Origin of the sequence: Serratia sp. PF-27 (assembly GCF_030053255.1) — a bacterium.
In the GTDB taxonomy this organism is placed as follows: Bacteria; Pseudomonadota; Gammaproteobacteria; order Enterobacterales; family Enterobacteriaceae; genus Serratia; species Serratia bockelmannii.
Genome location: NZ_JASGBT010000015.1, coordinates 491903 through 507500, shown reverse-complemented (window position 1 = coordinate 507500; position 15598 = coordinate 491903). Strand labels below are relative to the sequence as shown.

Annotated in this window: 13 protein-coding genes; 9 read left to right on the top strand and 4 right to left on the bottom strand. The window is 62.4% G+C overall.

Going from position 1 to position 15598, the window contains the following annotated elements; genetic code table 11:
- The first annotated feature begins 62 nt into the window (after positions 1 to 62).
- The 4 genes from QMZ29_RS07255 (at position 63) to QMZ29_RS07240 (ending at position 4793) form a co-directional block, all read left to right on the top strand.
- On the top strand, positions 63 to 536 hold the full coding sequence (locus tag QMZ29_RS07255; protein ID WP_025302897.1) for a (2Fe-2S)-binding protein: 474 nt from the start codon (positions 63 to 65) through the stop codon (positions 534 to 536).
- Positions 533 to 2791 (top strand): xanthine dehydrogenase family protein molybdopterin-binding subunit, encoded by a 2259-nt coding sequence (locus QMZ29_RS07250; protein WP_197822030.1) that lies wholly within the window; start codon positions 533 to 535, stop codon positions 2789 to 2791. The genes QMZ29_RS07255 and QMZ29_RS07250 overlap by 4 nt, the downstream gene beginning before the upstream one ends.
- 28 nt (positions 2792 to 2819) lie before the next feature.
- Positions 2820 to 4118: a c-type cytochrome gene (locus QMZ29_RS07245; protein ID WP_197834951.1), complete on the top strand. Its 1299-nt coding sequence runs from the start codon at positions 2820 to 2822 to the stop codon at positions 4116 to 4118.
- Positions 4119 to 4187: 69 nt separating this feature from the next.
- Entirely contained in the window at positions 4188 to 4793 is a 606-nt protein-coding gene (locus QMZ29_RS07240) for a nitroreductase family protein (RefSeq protein ID WP_025302894.1), read from the top strand.
- A 209-nt stretch (positions 4794 to 5002) separates the two neighbouring features.
- Here QMZ29_RS07240 and QMZ29_RS07235 read toward each other — a convergent pair whose 3' ends face one another.
- Positions 5003 to 5899: a DMT family transporter gene (locus QMZ29_RS07235; protein ID WP_261424576.1), complete on the bottom strand. Its 897-nt coding sequence runs from the start codon at positions 5897 to 5899 to the stop codon at positions 5003 to 5005.
- A 129-nt stretch (positions 5900 to 6028) separates the two neighbouring features.
- Here QMZ29_RS07235 and QMZ29_RS07230 point away from each other — a divergent pair, with 129 nt between their 5' ends.
- Together QMZ29_RS07230 and QMZ29_RS07225 are read left to right on the top strand one after the other, a co-directional pair.
- Entirely contained in the window at positions 6029 to 6598 is a 570-nt protein-coding gene (locus QMZ29_RS07230; protein WP_043143518.1) for a helix-turn-helix domain-containing protein, read from the top strand.
- Positions 6599 to 6721: 123 nt separating this feature from the next.
- A complete protein-coding gene (locus QMZ29_RS07225) occupies positions 6722 to 8647 on the top strand; it encodes a DUF3857 domain-containing protein (protein ID WP_147823824.1) in 1926 nt (641 codons plus the stop codon).
- 38 nt (positions 8648 to 8685) lie between these two features.
- Here the strand turns inward: QMZ29_RS07225 and QMZ29_RS07220 are convergent, their stop codons facing one another.
- From QMZ29_RS07220 to QMZ29_RS07210, 3 genes are all read right to left on the bottom strand, one after another.
- Complete coding sequence (locus tag QMZ29_RS07220; RefSeq protein ID WP_049205691.1) at positions 8686 to 9042, bottom strand: DUF1937 family protein; 357 nt, start codon at positions 9040 to 9042, stop codon at positions 8686 to 8688.
- Positions 9043 to 9141: 99 nt separating this feature from the next.
- Positions 9142 to 10374 (bottom strand): ethanolamine utilization protein EutH, encoded by a 1233-nt coding sequence (eutH, locus tag QMZ29_RS07215; protein WP_033643135.1) that lies wholly within the window; start codon positions 10372 to 10374, stop codon positions 9142 to 9144.
- A complete protein-coding gene (locus tag QMZ29_RS07210; protein ID WP_261424568.1) occupies positions 10367 to 11827 on the bottom strand; it encodes an FGGY-family carbohydrate kinase in 1461 nt (486 codons plus the stop codon). Before QMZ29_RS07210 ends, eutH begins: the two co-directional genes overlap by 8 nt.
- Positions 11828 to 12084: 257 nt before the next feature.
- Between QMZ29_RS07210 and QMZ29_RS07205 the strand changes: the two genes are divergently transcribed.
- From QMZ29_RS07205 to QMZ29_RS07195, 3 genes are all read left to right on the top strand, one after another.
- Entirely contained in the window at positions 12085 to 13488 is a 1404-nt protein-coding gene (locus tag QMZ29_RS07205) for an NAD(P)/FAD-dependent oxidoreductase (protein ID WP_060447142.1), read from the top strand.
- Complete coding sequence (locus QMZ29_RS07200; RefSeq protein ID WP_261424566.1) at positions 13478 to 14701, top strand: NAD(P)/FAD-dependent oxidoreductase; 1224 nt, start codon at positions 13478 to 13480, stop codon at positions 14699 to 14701. Before QMZ29_RS07205 ends, QMZ29_RS07200 begins: the two co-directional genes overlap by 11 nt.
- 113 nt (positions 14702 to 14814) lie before the next feature.
- Positions 14815 to 15585: a DeoR/GlpR family DNA-binding transcription regulator gene (locus QMZ29_RS07195; protein ID WP_060447144.1), complete on the top strand. Its 771-nt coding sequence runs from the start codon at positions 14815 to 14817 to the stop codon at positions 15583 to 15585.
- The last annotated feature ends 13 nt before the right edge of the window (positions 15586 to 15598 follow it).

The window sequence follows — 15598 nt, the reverse complement described above, 5'->3', positions numbered from 1 at the left end:
CTCAATTGTTCTTCGCAGTGATGTTACGGATTAAATCCGTTTGTTTAAGGGATAGTTTCACCATGGAAATCAATGTTAATGGCCGGGTGGTTCCACTCGGCAATCTCGCGCCCGACACGCCGCTGCTGTACGTTTTACGCAACGATCTGCAATTGAATGGCCCCAAATACGGCTGCGGCCTGGGGGAATGCGGCGCCTGCACGGTGCTGATCGACGGCGTCGCCGCGCGCTCTTGTTCAATGCCGCTGTCCGCCGTAGGAAGCAAATCCGTCACTACCCTGGAAGGCTTGGGCACACCGGACGCGCTGCATCCAGTGCAGCAGGGGTTTGTCGATGAGCAGGCGGCGCAGTGCGGTTACTGCACCAACGGCATGATCATGACGCTGGTCGCGTTGTTCGAACGCGAGCCGGAGGCGGACGAGCAAACGATCAAGAAAGCGCTGGCCTACAACCTGTGCCGCTGCGGCACTCACCTTGAGATCTTGCACGCCGCCGAGCGCGCCCGCGATCTGTTGGCAGCACGGAGGCAAGCATGAGCCGCCTCGAACTGACTCGCCGCCAGTTGTTGCAGGCCGGCGGGGTGGTGATGGTCAGCAGCCTGCTGCCCGCGCCGTTTAACGCCTTCGCCGCCGAGGCGGTTGTAGCGCCTGCCGATCTGCCGCTGGATCGGGTGGACAGCTTTATCAGCCTCACCGCCGACGGCCGGGTAACGGCCTTCAATGGTCACGTCGATCTGGGTACCGGCATTCGCACCGCGCTGGCGCAGATCGTCGCCGAAGAAATTTGCGTGCCGTTCGAGCACGTCACGATGATCCTTGGCGATACGCAGCGCACGCCGGATCAGGGGCCGACCATCGCCAGCGCCACCATTCAGGTCACGTCGGTGCCGCTGCGACAGGCGGCGGCGCAGGTGCGGCACATGCTGACGGCGTTGGCGGCCAAAGCCTTCGAACTGCCGGCCGACCAGCTGACGGCGGCGGCGGGGCAGGTATTTGTGACCAAAAAACCGGGGCGCTCACTGAGCTATGCACAGCTGGCGAGTGGGCAGAATCTGCACGTGATGCTGGATAAAAACGTTCAGTTGAACAGCGAACACCAGAATCGCTACGTCGGCCGCGCCGTTGCCCGGGTCGACATTCCGGCCAAAGTGAGCGGTGGGCTGACCTACGTGCACGACCTGCGCTTGCCCGGCATGCTGCATGGCCGGGTGGTGCGCCCGCCTTACGTAGGCGCCGACAGCAGCGCCCCGCTGGGCGGCGGACTGCTGTCGGTGGATGAAAATTCGATCGCGCACCTGCCGGGCATCGTGAAACTGGTGGTGATCAACGATTTCATCGGCATCGTGGCCGAGCGCGAGGAGCAGGCGATCGCCGCCATGCGCCAGCTGAAAACCAAATGGCAACCCTGGGCCGGGTTGCCGGATCTGTCGCCGGAAGCGCTGCCCGCCGCGCTGGAAGCCAACCCGAAAACCGACCGCGTCCTGCGCGACGATGCGGGAACGGACGCCGCGCTGGCGGCGCTGCATACCGAAGTGCAGGCCGACTATGTCTGGCCCTACCATCAGCACGCCTCGATCGGCCCTTCCTGCGCGGTGGCGGAGGTTAAAGACGGGCGGGCGCAGGTGTGGTCCGGCACGCAAAACCCGCACGATCTGCGCAAAGACATCGCCACGCTGCTGGAATTGCCGCCTGAGCAGGTGCACATCACCCGCATGGAGGCCTCCGGCTGCTATGGCCGCAACTGCGCCGACGACGTCTCGGCGGACGCGGCGCTGTTGGCTCGGGCCACCGGCCGCCCGGTGCGGGTGCAGCTGATGCGCGAACAGGAATCTGGCTGGGAGCCGAAGGGCACCGGCCAGCTGATCCGGGTACGCGGCGGCCTCGACGCGCAAAACCGGGTGGCGGCCTACGAATTGAAAACCAGCTATCCCTCCAACAATGCGGTGACCTTGCCGCTGGTGTTGACCGGCAAGGTGGCCAACCGGGCCGACGTGCAACAGATGGGCGATCGCACCGCCATTCCGCAATACGCGTATCCGCACATGCGGGTGATCTGTCAGGACGCCGCGCCGATCGTGCGGGCGTCGTGGATGCGCGGCGTTTCGGCGCTGCCCAACGTGTTCGCCCATGAATCCTGGATCGACGAACTGGCCTGGCACGCCGGCGAGGACCCGATCGCGTTTCGCCTGCGTTACCTGAGCGATCCGCGCGCGGTGGCCTTGATTGAGGCCCTGAAGCGGCAAGCCAACTGGCAAGACGGCCCGGCGTACCGGTCGCACGCCGCCGGCGCCGAAGTGGTGAGCGGCCGCGGCTTCGCCTATGCCCGCTACTTCCACAGCAAATTCCCCGGCTTTGGCGCCGCCTGGGCGGCCTGGGTGTGCGATCTCAGCGTCAACCGCCTTTCCGGGCAGATCACGCTCGATAAAATCTTCGTGGCGCATGACTGCGGGCGCATGATCAACCCGGCCGGGGTGCGCCATCAGGTGCACGGCAACATTATCCAATCCGCCAGCCGGGTACTGAAAGAGTTTGTGACCTTTAACGAGACGGGGGTGACGTCATTGGACTGGGGCGGCTATCCGATCCTGCGCTTCGACGAATTGCCGCAGATCGATATCCAGCTGATTGACCGCCCGGACGAAGCGCCGATGGGTGCCGGCGAGTCCGCCTCGGTACCGAGTGCGGCGGCGATCGGCAACGCGCTGTTTGACGCGCTCGGCGTGCGTCTGCGCGAGGTGCCGTTTACGCCGGCGCGGGTGCTCGCCGCGCTGCGCGCCCAGGCCGGCCATTAATCCCCCGTAACGAACAAGGACAGCAAAGATGAGTAAGATGAAAAAAATCGTCGGGTGGGGCGGCGTCACGGTGATCGCCGTTGTGGTGGCCGGCGTGGTCGCCAGTAGGCAGCCGGAAATCGCGCCGCTCGCCGCCGATGCGACCCACCGTTTCAGCGAGGCGCAGATCGCGCGCGGCAAAACGCTGGCCGACCTCGGCGACTGCGCCGTGTGCCACACCCGTGCGGGTGGTGAGCGCAACACCGGCGGGCTGGCGATGGAGATCCCCTTCGGCACCATTTACACCACCAACATCACGCCGGACGTGGAAACCGGCATCGGCAGCTGGAGTTACGCGGCGTTCGAACGCGCCATGCGCCACGGCGTCGATCGCCAGGGCCGCTATCTCTATCCGGCGTTTCCCTATACCGCCTTTACCCGCACTCGCGACGAGGATCTGCAGGCGCTGTATGCCTATCTGATGTCGCAGCCGCCGGTCAAGTACCGGCCGCCGGCCACCGATTTGCACTTTCCGTTCAATATTCGCCAGGGCATCTTTGCCTGGAACCTGCTGTTCCTGACGCCGGGCGCGATGCCGGAACAGGCGGCCCAAAGCGCCGACTGGAACCGCGGCGCGTACCTGGTCGAAGGGCTGGGGCACTGCAGCGCCTGCCATTCGCCGCGCAACGTACTGTTCGGCGAGAAAACCGGTGACGAGCACCTGGCCGGCGGCGTGGCGGAAGGCTGGACGGCGCCAGCGTTGACCGGCCGCTCACCCGCGCCGCTCGCCTGGACGCAGCAGGATCTGGTCGATTTCATGCGCACCGGCTACTCGGCCAACCACGGCGTCGCCGCCGGCCCGATGGCGCCGGTGATCGAAGAAGGGCTGTCGCGCTTGCCGCAGGCCGATCTGCAGGCGATCGCCGTCTATCTGCGCAGCTATCATCCTGAAACGGCGGCGGGCGCTACGGCGGCAACGTTAAACGCTCAGGCGGAACGGCAGGTGGAGCCTCTGAGTTCGGAAGGGGCACGGCTGTTTTCCGGCGCCTGCATGGCTTGCCATGCGCAGGAAAAAGGCGCGCAGATGGCGGGGGTGCGGCCGTCTCTGGCGCTGAACACTAACCTGTTCGCCGATGCGCCGGACAACGCCATTCGTGTGGTGCTGGACGGCATACAGCGGCCGGCGAACGCCGAGCTGGGCTATATGCCGGGTTTTCGCCATAACCTGAATGACGCGCAGATCGCCATTCTGCTCAACTACCTGCGGCAGCATTACGCCGGTCAGGCGCCGTGGCCTGACTTGGCGGCGCAGGTCAGCCGTTTGCGCGCCGAAACCGCGCAGAAATAGCCGCCTGGGGCTGGACAGCCGCGCCGCGGTGACGACAATAGACCTTTTCACATGGACAGAGGCAGTAAAATGAATACGTTAGACGCGATCCGCCAACGCCGCGCCACCAAGCAGTTCGATACGCAGTACGTGATGACGCTCGAAGAGAAAAAAGCGCTGTTAAACATTGCGCTGCAGGGCGCACCCAGCGCGTTTAACCTGCAGCACTGGCGCCCGCTGCTGATCGAAGATCGCGCGCAGCGCGAGAAAATTCGCGAAGCGGCGTGGGGGCAGGCGCAGGTGACCGACGCATCGATGCTGGTCGTGCTGTGCGGCGATCTGTCGAGCTGGGAGTCACAGGTTAAAAACGTCTGGGCCGAGGCGGCGGAGCCGGTACAGCAGTTCATGATCCCGGCCGTCGATCAGTATTATCGCGGTAAGCCGCAGGTGCAGCGCGACGAAGTGATGCGCAGCAGCGGCATCTTCGCCCAGACGCTGATGCTGGCGGCCAAGGCGCAGGGCTACGACTCTTGCCCGATGGACGGATTTGATTTCGACGCGGTGGGTGAGATTATCAATAAGCCGGCGCACTATCAGATCGCGCTGATGGTCGCCATCGGCAAGGCGGCGGGGCAGCCTTATCCGCGCATCGGCAAACTGCCGTTCGACGACGTGGTGAAAACCGACCGTTTCTGATCTGAGCGGTGAATGACAAAAGGGAAGGCTTGCGCCTTCCCTTATTTTTTGGTGACGCACAGTTCGTTCCAGTAGCTGAAACGGATGCGCCGTTGCAGGCGGTGATGCCACATAGAAAACTCCTTCTACCCTACACGGTTTAAATAAATAGCACCGCGCCGGACACAAGGCGAATGCCTTATTGTGCATAGCTTGCCCGTCGGGCGGGATTAACCGATTTTACCGGCCCGATGCACGGCGAGCGTCCATCGCCAGCCGAAGTTCATGCCCGCTGCCGCGCCGAGAATGGCCAGCGTGCCCAGCAGCTGCAGCAGGCTGAGACGGTGCCCGAACACTGCCCAGTCCACCACGATCGCCACCGCCGGGTAGATGAACGACAGGGCGCCGACCAGGGCCGTGGGGATCTTCTGAATGGCGCCATAGAGCAACGTGGACATCAAACCGGTATGCACCAGGCCGAGGGTTGCCAGCAGCAGCCAGTCGATGGGGGCCGCTGGCGGCGTGGCCAGGCCGGCGAACGGTGTCAGTGCCAACGAGCCAACGGTCAGTTGAATCAACACGATGAGCTGCGGCGGCAACGCGGCCAGCCGTTTGACGATCGCCGCCGCAATGGCGTACATCAGGGCCGCACCGAGCGCCAGTACCACGCCGAGCAGGTAGTCATCGCCGCTGCCGCCGCTTTGCCGGCCGGCGACGATCAACACCATCCCCGCGAACGCCAGCAGAAGCCAGCCCAGCCGGTTAGCCGTCAGTTTTTCGCCGAACAGCAGCGCCCCCAGCGCCACCAACATAAACGGCTGAACATGGTAGGTCACGGTGGCGACAGCGATCGAAGCATGCTGGTAGGCAGCAAACAATAGCGTCCAGTTGAGCACCAGCGCGATACCCCCGAGGATGGCGACAGCCAGCTGCCGCCGGTTGATCGCGCCGAGCTTCAACTGACCGAGTGCGGCGCAGGTCGCCAGCATCGCCAGCGCGCCGAACGCGCAGCGCCAAAACACCACCGTTGTGGGCGGCTGCCCTAAAACGAGTACCGGCCAACCGACGGTGCCTGAGATGGTCATGGCGAGGATCATTTGCACTGCGCCGCGCGTCTTTGTTTTCATGTTGTTGCCCTCGCTGCCTGACCATGCTTGTGGTGAAGCCGCTTAATCATTAAAATGAACAATTGGACATTATGATGAACACACATGCGGCTGTTCGTCAAGTCGAACAAACGGATGATATAACGAACGATGAGCAATAACCTGATGCAGAACATCACGCCGATCGGCCTCTTGTCGGCGGCGATCCGCCGCGAGCGTGAGCGATTGAACCTGTCGGTGACCGAGCTGGCGAAGCGCGCGGGCATCGCCAAGTCCACGCTGTCGCAGCTCGAAGCCGGCAGCGGTAATCCCAGCCTGGAAACGCTGTGGGCGTTGGCGATGGCGCTGGACGTGCCGGTCAGCCGACTGATTTCGCAACCCAGCAGGCCGGTGCAAGTGATCCGCGCCCATGAGGGAACGCCGGCGCTGTCGGAGCAGGGCAACTACGCCGCCACGCTGTTGGCCACCTGCCCGCCGGGCGCGCAGCGCGACATTTACCGGCTGCGGGTGCAACCCGGAGAGGCGAAACTTTCCCGGCCACATCCCCCCGGCACCGTCGAGCATGTGATCATCAGCAGCGGGCGAGCGCGCCTCGGGCCGGCGGAGCAGCCGCTGGAGCTGAGCGCCGGCGATTACATCAGCTACTCCGCCGATCGCGAGCACGTTTTCGAAGCGCTGGAGCCGGAGACCACCGCCGTGATGTTGATAGAACAGGGTTAGCCCGGGCGTTGAAGGTCCGTTTATTGAAAATGATTCTCAATTATATTAGTGTGCCCGCCTGTTTTGACGCCGGGACGGGCGCGTAGCCCGGCGTCGCCGTTTATTGCCCTTCAAGGACCGAAGATGAAAATCGCTATTCCTTCCCTGCTGTTATTCGCCGGTTTGACGGCAACGCACCCGGCCACCGTGTTGGCCGCTACACCGCCCGTCGCGGCGGATCAGGGCCAGAACGACACGGCCAACAACGATTTCAGCTTCGTGCGCTATCGCGCGGATTACCGCGTCAACGCCAACGCCACCAACGTGAAGACGGAAAGCTACGAAGTGCTGCTGAAGACCAAGGCGGCGGTCGAAAAATTCAGCCAGATCCGCCTGAGCTACAGCGAAAAAATGGAAACGCTGGAGGTGGTCGCCGCCTACACGCTGACTGCCGACGGCCAGCGGCACGACGTGGCGCCCGATCGCATCTATACCCAGGAGAGTTACTCCAGCGCCACGGCCCCGCTGTATGCCGACCGCAAAGTGCGCGTCATCGTGTTCTCCAACCTGGCGCCGGGCTCGCGGGTGGTGTATGAGCTGCGCCGCACGCAAAACACCCCGTATTTCCCCGACTACTTCGGCCTGTGGGAGACGTTCAGCGTTTTCGATCAGTTCGACGACGCCGAAGTGACCCTGCAGGCACCGGCCAAGCTGCCGATGCATATCTTCACGCGTGGCGTGGAAGGCGGGGACAAGCCGCAGATCCGCAACGGCCAAGCGCACTGGCGCTGGCATTATTCGCGCAGCGCGCCGATGAAATCACAAAACTGGGCAGCGGACAGCTGGACCTTCAGCCCGACCATCATGGCGAGCACCTACCGCGAGTGGCCGCAGTTGGCCAAGGCCTATCAGCTGAAGGCCGGTGCGGCGGCGAAGGTGACGCCGGGCATCCAGGCACTGGCAGACAACATCACCGCCGGCATCAGCGATCGGCGCGAGCAGGCGGAGGCCCTCTATCGCTGGGTGGCGCAAAACATTCGCTACGTGGCGGTGTATCTTGGCAACGGTGGGCTGGAGCCGAATTCGGCGCAGAGCATTCTCGACAACCACTACGGCGACTGTAAGGACCACGTGGTGATCCTGGAGGCGCTGCTCGCTGCCAAGGGTATTGAAAGCTCACCGGTGCTGATCGGTATGGATGAAGGCCCGTTACTGCCTAAAGTGCCGCTGCTCAGCCGCTTTAATCACGCCATCACCTATGTGCCGGAGTTCAAACTGTACCTGGACTCCACCAACCCCTGGGCGCGGTTCGGGCAACTGCCGCAAGGCGATCTGGGGGCGCCGGTGCTGCTGACGCGCGACGCCAAGCTGGCGCGCACGCCGGGCAGCGATGAGCAGCCGGTCAAGAGCGCGCTGAGCGTCGATTTCGTGTTTGACAAAGCGGGCAATCTGCACGGACAAACCGAGCGTCGGCTGAGCGAAGTGGAAGAAATTGACCTGCGGGGCTATTTCTCGCAGATCAACCGGCAGAACCGGGCGCAGGCCGAAGCGTCGATCATGTCCGCCTCCGGTATCGACGGCAGCGGCGAAGTGGCGATGAACAGCGATCCGCTGGATCTCAAAAAACAGTTCGGTTACCGCTTCCGCTTCAAGGCGGACGACTACGTCGATTTCGGCGTGGTGGGCGGCATGACGCTGCCTAATCCGCCCGGTGGCAAATCGTTCCGCACGCTGTATACCACCACGACGGCACCGGACAACGAAACGCCGTTCTACTGCAGCGCACAGCGCTACGACGAAACCTACCGTCTGCAGCTGCCGGCCAACGTGCCGATCATCGCCATTCCGCAAGACAGACAGTTCCGCAATGCGGCGGGCGACTATCGCGTGGCGTGGCGGCGCGACGGGCAGCAGGTGACCGTCAATCACCGCCTGCAGGTGAACGCCATTCGCGGCAAGGAAGCGCTGTGCCAGGCGCAGGATTACCCGGCGTTCCGCGAGCTGTTCCAGCAGGTGCGGCGCGGTTTCCGCGGCCAGGTGGTGTACGGCGAATTGGCCAACGGCAAATAAGCCGCTGCCCCGTCGCGCTTAGCGGCGGGGCGCACGCCTCAGTTGAACTCGCCCGCGACCTCAGACCACAGGCTGACGCGGCAGCCGCGTGCGGCGAAAGCGTCCATCTCGCGCTTGATGCCGCCGCTCTCTTGCCAACCCGGCAAATCGAGCACGATCAACTCATCCATCGCCGCCATGAACAGGGCGTCGATCGGCGCCCACAGCTTGCCGATGGCGGTTTTGTCGAGCTCTTGCAAACACAGGTTGATCGGATGTGACATGCTGACCTGGCTAAAAACGGCGCTGCCGGCGCGTACGATAGCGGCGGCGACGTCGTTGCACGCGATAAAGCGTTGCTGCACGACGTTGGCGTCGGCGTGGCTGTAGGGGCAGGCTAAAAATATTTTTCTCATTAGCATTTGTTCTCTCAATCATTGATGTCCGGGGCGAAAAAAGGGCGCAGCTTCCCCGTGAGGCGGCGCCCCGTTTATTTTTATGGCTTAGGGATAAATTTAGCGAGCGGCGGCGGCGATGGCCGTCGACTGCCTTTGCGTCTGTTCTTTTTCCAGCAATTCGGCTTCCGGCACCGAGATCTTGATGGCGATCAGGACAGCAATCATGCCGCCGAGGAATTTACCCATCATGATCGGCAGCACCAGCGAAGGTTGGAAGTTGGCGGTAAATGCCAGGTGATCGCCCAGCGTGGCTTGCGCGCAGATGCCGAAGGCCACGCACAGCACCTTATCGCGGGCGCGCATGCCTTTGAACAGGTGATAAACGGCGATGATATTGGCCAATACCATAATAAAGCCCAGCGCGCCTGTATCCGATAAACCGAGCTTTTTACCGATGAAATGCATCGGCTTGCGGCAATAGCGCTGGAATAAATAACAAATGGGGAATGTGCCCGCCAACATAATGCCGATATAACCGGCGATCTCGATAGCGCGGAATAATTCGTCTTTGTCGGCAAATAACGGATCGAATACCCAGCCGCCGAACACCTTTTTAAACACACCGGTGAAATGCTCGATGATGCACAGCGCCAACACCAGCTTGATAAAGGCATCCGCCGCCTTGCCGAAGATCAGGAACCCTTTCACCATCGCCGCCGGCCGCAGCTTCAGCCCCAACGCCAACAGGAAGCACAGGGCGAACAGCGGGGACAGCAGCCGCAGCGCCTGCAGCAAGTCCAACTGCAGATAGTGCGCGGCAGGTGACGTGGTGGAGATAATCTCCCTGACCGGCAGGTTGTTGAAGGTGATGGTCACCAGGGCGATCAGCACGGCGAACGGAATGCTGATCAGGCCCGCCATGGCGCCCAGCGCCAGATATTTATGGTCGTCGCGGTTCAGCATGATAAGCCCGACCGGGATCAGGTACACGATGCTGGCGCCGGAGGTGTAGCCCACCAACATGGCGACGATCCACATGTCGCGGTTGGCGGCGATGGCGTCAGCCAACTGATAGCCGCCCATGTCCACGGCGATCACCGCCAGCGCCGCGATCGAGGCGTCGGAGCCGAGCGCCGAGAAGAAGGGGCCGATGCTGTACATGATCAGGTAAGAGATGATTGGGATCGCCGCCATGATGCCCGCCTGGGCGAGAAACACCGGGCCGATGGCGTGAATGCCGTTGACGAACTCACGTCCCAGTTCGCCTTCCGGTTTGACGATCGACGCCAACGCCCCGATCAGAGTGCCGGCCATGATGATATAGATGATGAAATTACCGAACTCAGCCATGGTGTTCCTCCTGCGATGAACGTAAGCCGCGCGAACGCGCGATGATTTCCTGATAGCGGGCAAACCAGACCGCCATATCGACCTCGGTGGGCTCCGTCACTTCATAGCGGTTGAGCACCTTGAGCGGCTGTTCCACGCCCAGCCCTTTACGCGCCAACAGAGCCACGCCCTGAGCGGTGATCTCTTTATTGGCGGGCGTAACGATGCGCTTTTGGATCAGGTTGGCGAGGAACTGCGTGAAATAGCGGTTGGCGGACAGACCACCGTCCACCGAAATGCTGTCGCCGATCGGTTTCAACTTATCCATGGCGTTGATCACCTCGGCGGAACGCATGGCGATGCCTTCGAGTATTGACTGCAGCAGATCCTTGCGTTCGGTTTCCAGCGACAGCCCGGCCCACATCCCGGCGGCGGAGCGATCCCAGTACGGGCAGGCCAGCCCGGAGAGCGCCGGTACAAAGGCCAGGCCGCGCGCGATGGCCGGATGGGCCGGGAAATCGCCGAATTCATCGAAATCGTTGAACAGGCCTATCTTTCTCGCCCAGTTAATGGCGGAGGCCGCGTTATAAACGCCGCCGTCCAGGCCATACACCGGCTCGCTGCCGGGCAGCTTCCAGCACAGCGTGGGCAACAGGCCGGACTCGCCGGCATCGATCGGACGCGGCCCGGTGATCGCCTGTAAAAAAGCGCCGGTACCGAAGGTGATCTTCATCTGCCCAGGTTGATGGCAGCCGTGGCCGTATGTACCGGCAAACTGGTCGACGATGCAGGCCGTCAGCGGCACCGGTTTGCCGTTGAGCACGACGTCGCCGAAGTGGCCGATGTTGTCTCTGACCTCGGGCAGGCTGTCGATCGGCACGCCGAACAAACGGCACAGCTCCTCGTCCCACTGCAGGGTATGAATGTTGAACAACGAGGTGCGCGAGGCCGAGTTATAGTCGGTGAGATGCCTGCCGCACAGGTGGAACAGGAAGAAGGCGTCCATGGTGCCGAGCCGCAGGCGGCCGCGTTGCGCCAGCTGCCTGGCCCCCGGCGCGTTGTTCATCAGCCAGCCCATCTTGCTGGCGGAGAAGTAGGTATCGAGCGGCAGGCCGGTTTTCGCCATCACCAGCGGTTCGACGCCTTCGCGTTTCAGGCGCTGGATCTCCGGCTCGGTGCGCTGATCTTGCCAAACGATGGCGTTGTACAGCGGCAGGCCGCTGTCGGCGTCCCAGGCCAGCAGACTTTCGCCCTGATGCCCTAAACCGATGGCGTCCACCATGTCGCACTGGCTGAGACAGCGGCGGATATTCGCCAGAATCTCCAGGGCGTCGTGTTCCACCCAGCCCGGATTGGGGGTGATCTGCTTGTGCGGCATGCTGGCCGGCGAATGGTGCCTGCCGTCTTCGCCGAACACCACGACCCGGGTGCCGGTGGTCCCCTGATCAATCGCGGCATAACGTTGATTCATCATTGCTTCGCTCTCTTATAGGTTTTGTTTTTTATTGTGCCTGGTGTTGTTTGTGTGACTGTTTTAATAATCTATCTTCAATTTCACACATTAAAGCAACATAAATCACAAGATAAAATAACCCCGCGTGATCGACCTCATACTTTTTGCTTATCACCGCGTTCTGCGGCTTTTTTTTGGGAGTTGTGTTGTTTTTACCATTTCAAATGCGGTTATTGTGTGGTTTTATTGTGGTTATCACATCAAAACGGGACATCAGCATGATGGAAGAACAAACGGATTGGGACATTGTCGTGATTGGCGGCGGTGTGGTCGGGTGTGCGGTATTCCGCCAATTCTGCCTGATGGGCGCCCGAACGCTGCTGTTGGAAAAGGGAGGCGATATCCTGTCTGGCGCCAGCAAAGCCAACAGCGCGCTGCTGCACACCGGCTTCGATGCGCCCAGCGGCAGCCTGGAACTGCATTGCATGCAGGCCGGGTACCGGGAATTTATCGCCATCCGCGAACGGATGAATTTGCCGCTGTTACCCACCGGCGCCTTGGTTGTGGCCTGGGATGAGCAGCAGTTGGCGGCGCTGCCCGCGATCGTGCAGCAGGCGCACGACAATGGCGTGCTGGACGTGGCACAGATCGACGCCGCCGAGCTGTATCGCCGTGAGCCACAGCTGGCGCCCGGCGCGTTGGCGGCGGTCGAGGTGCCGGGAGAGAGCGTGATCGATCCCTGGAGCACACCGCTGGCGTACCTGACGCAGGGCGTCAAACACGGCGGCAACTATCGCTTCAATACCGAGGTGACCGGCGCCGAACGCTTGCCGACCGGCTGGCGGCTAACCAGCAACCGGGGCGAGTTTCACGGCAAAATCGTCATCAACTGCGCCGGCAATCAGGGCGACCGGGTAGAAAGTTTCTGCCATCAGCCCGAGTTTGAAATTCGCCCGCGCAAAGGGCAGTTTCTGGTGTTCGACAAGGCCGCCGCCGGGCAGGTCAACGCCATTATCTTGCCGGTGCCGACGGCCATCACCAAAGGGGTGCTGCTGTCGAAAACCATCTTCGGCAATCTGCTGCTGGGGCCGACCGCCGAAGAACAGCAGGATCGAGAAACGGCAACGGTAGACGAAACCAAAATGCGCGAACTGATCGAACAGGGCACCCGGCTGCTGCCCTCGCTGGCGAATTACAGCGTGACCGCTAGCTATGCCGGATTACGCCCGGCGACCGAACAGAAACACTACCGCATTCAGCACTATCCCGAGCGGCAGTGGATCTGCGTGGCGGGCATTCGCTCCACCGGCCTGACGGCGGCGCTCGGCATCGCGCAATACGTGGAGCAGCTTTACCGCGACCATTTTACGCCGTGCTTCACGCCGACGGCGCCGCAAACCGTGCATTGGCCGCAGATGCCGATGCTCGCCGACTACGCGCTGCGCGATTACGCGCGCCCGGATAACGGCGGCATCGTTTGCCATTGTGAGCTGGTGACTCAGCGGGAGATTGAGGCGACGTTCGATTCCGCCGTGCCACCGGAGTGCATCGGCGGGCTGCGGCGCCGCACGCGCGTGATGATGGGGCGCTGCAACGGGTTTTATTGCAGCAGCCGGGTGGCGGAAATGGTAGGCGATCGTTTTGGCCAGACGCTGGCCGTAGGGAGCATTGATGAAAACTGAGTATCAGGTGGCGATTGTCGGCGCCGGGCCGGCCGGGATCGCGGTGGCGACCGCGTTGCGGCAGGCGGGGATCGAGGATGTGGTGATCCTGGAACGGGAGCAGCAAGCGGGCGGCGTGCCCAGGCACTGTCGGCACCCCACCTTCGGGCTGCAAACGTTTTACCGGCCGATGTTGGGCTCCACCTATGTCGATAAGATACTGGCGCGCACCGGGCAGGTGGAAATCCATACCGGCGTGACGGTGCTCGCCATCAAGCCGGACGGCGAGCTGACCATCACGGATCGCCGCGGCGTCAGCACCTTGAAAGCGCAGCGGGTGATCCTGGCGACCGGCGTGCGCGAGACGCCGCGCCATCCGCGACTGGTGAGCGGCCTGCGGCCGCAGGGCGTACTCACCGCCGGTGCGCTGCAGCAGTTCGTCTATCTGCGCGGGCTGCAGCCGGGCAAGGCGCCGGTGGTGATCGGCACCGAGCTGGTCAGTTTCTCCGCGCTATGGACGCTGCGTAACGCTGGCGTGCGCGCCGTCGCCATGATTGAAAGCGGCGGCAGACCCGTCGCCTGGCGTCTGAGCGCGCTCTATGCGCGTCTGATGGGGGTGCCGATCCACTACTATTCGCGCGTGACCGATATTGCCGGCCGCGATCGGGTTGAGTCCATCGAGGTGGAAAACCGTCAGGGGGAGAAGCAGCGCATCGCCTGCGACAGCCTGATCTTCACCGGCCGCTTCACCGGGGAGTATACGCTGATCCGCCAGAGCCACCTGGCGCAGCGGCCGGAGAGCGGCTGCCCGTTGACAGACCAGTTCGGCCGCTGTTCCGACGCCGCCTATTTCGCCGTCGGCAACATGCTGCATCCGGCGGACATGGGCGACCAGTGTTATCAGGAAGGGCTGCGCGTCGGCGAGGCCGTTGCCCATTCGCTGCAGTGCACGCTGCCGCCGGCGCAGCAAATCCTGCCGGTGCGGCACGACGAACGGATACGCCTGACTGCGCCCGCCCGTGTGGCGCTGATCGGCAAGCCCGCCACGGTCACGATCAATATGCGCGTGGAACAGGCGGTGTCCGGTTCGGTGGTGGTGCGGCTGGGGGAGAAAGTGCTGTACCGCAAAACGCACCGCTGCCTGCCGGAACGGCGGATCCTGCTGCGCAATATCGTCTTGCCGGCCGAGGCTGAGCGTGATGCACTGCACATCAGCATCGAATCCGCAGGATGAACGACGGCAACGGCTTGCGTCTAACGCCCTGAAACCCGTAGTATTCCGTCAGTTAACGCCGCAAGTCTCGGCGGAGGCAGTCACTCTTACTAAAGGCAGCGAGTGTAATGTGAATGGATATCTCTAATTCCGTGGAAAGGCGCAATGAAATACTGGCGCTGATCCAGGCCAACGGCCGGGTTTACGTGAATGAGCTGGCGGATAAATTCCAGGTTTCGCAGGAAACCATTCGGCGCGACCTGAACAAGCTGGAAGACTATCGGCTGATCAAGAAGATCCACGGCGGCGCGGTGAGCAGCCAGTTTAAATTCGAGCATGAATTCAACGAGCGGGCCAAAATCGCCGAGGCCGAGAAGCGCGCCATCGCAGAGAAAGCGGTGACGCTGATCCAACCGGGCGATACGGTGTTCGTGGATTTCGGCTCCACCACGCTGGAGTTTGCCCGGCAGTTGGCGACGGTCGATCAGTTAACGGTCATCACCAACTCGCCGTTGATTGCCAACGTCTGTCTGGAGAATGACTCCATTGACGTGGTGCTGATCGGCGGGCAGTTCATCGACTCCAAAATGGCGTGCCTGGGTGCAATCGCGTTGAATAACATTGAGGCGTTTTTCGCCGATTACGCCATTATCGGTGCCGGCGCGGTCAATGTGCAGACCGGCGTAATGGATCAGAACGTCAATGAAGCGGCCATCGCGCGCAAAATGATGGCGCAGAGCCGCAAGTGCATCGTGCTGGCCGACGAAAACAAGCTGCGCGGGCATGCGATGACGCTGGTGGCCAAATGGCCCGAGGTCGATTATCTGGTGACCTCCGACAGCGGTAACGCATTAGAAGGCTTGGTTTTCCCCGCCAACGTTAATGTGTTGGTGGCGCAGGTCTAAAGGGGGAGAAGCC

Coding starts and splice junctions, on each gene's coding strand:
- QMZ29_RS07255 (WP_025302897.1), top strand. CDS start 63: ATGGAAATCAATGTTAATGGCCGGGTGGTTCCACTCGGCAATCTCGCG.
- QMZ29_RS07250 (WP_197822030.1), top strand. CDS start 533: ATGAGCCGCCTCGAACTGACTCGCCGCCAGTTGTTGCAGGCCGGCGGG.
- QMZ29_RS07245 (WP_197834951.1), top strand. CDS start 2,820: ATGAGTAAGATGAAAAAAATCGTCGGGTGGGGCGGCGTCACGGTGATC.
- QMZ29_RS07240 (WP_025302894.1), top strand. CDS start 4,188: ATGAATACGTTAGACGCGATCCGCCAACGCCGCGCCACCAAGCAGTTC.
- QMZ29_RS07235 (WP_261424576.1), bottom strand. CDS start 5,899: ATGAAAACAAAGACGCGCGGCGCAGTGCAAATGATCCTCGCCATGACC.
- QMZ29_RS07230 (WP_043143518.1), top strand. CDS start 6,029: ATGAGCAATAACCTGATGCAGAACATCACGCCGATCGGCCTCTTGTCG.
- QMZ29_RS07225 (WP_147823824.1), top strand. CDS start 6,722: ATGAAAATCGCTATTCCTTCCCTGCTGTTATTCGCCGGTTTGACGGCA.
- QMZ29_RS07220 (WP_049205691.1), bottom strand. CDS start 9,042: ATGAGAAAAATATTTTTAGCCTGCCCCTACAGCCACGCCGACGCCAAC.
- eutH (WP_033643135.1), bottom strand. CDS start 10,374: ATGGCTGAGTTCGGTAATTTCATCATCTATATCATCATGGCCGGCACT.
- QMZ29_RS07210 (WP_261424568.1), bottom strand. CDS start 11,827: ATGATGAATCAACGTTATGCCGCGATTGATCAGGGGACCACCGGCACC.
- QMZ29_RS07205 (WP_060447142.1), top strand. CDS start 12,085: ATGATGGAAGAACAAACGGATTGGGACATTGTCGTGATTGGCGGCGGT.
- QMZ29_RS07200 (WP_261424566.1), top strand. CDS start 13,478: ATGAAAACTGAGTATCAGGTGGCGATTGTCGGCGCCGGGCCGGCCGGG.
- QMZ29_RS07195 (WP_060447144.1), top strand. CDS start 14,815: ATGGATATCTCTAATTCCGTGGAAAGGCGCAATGAAATACTGGCGCTG.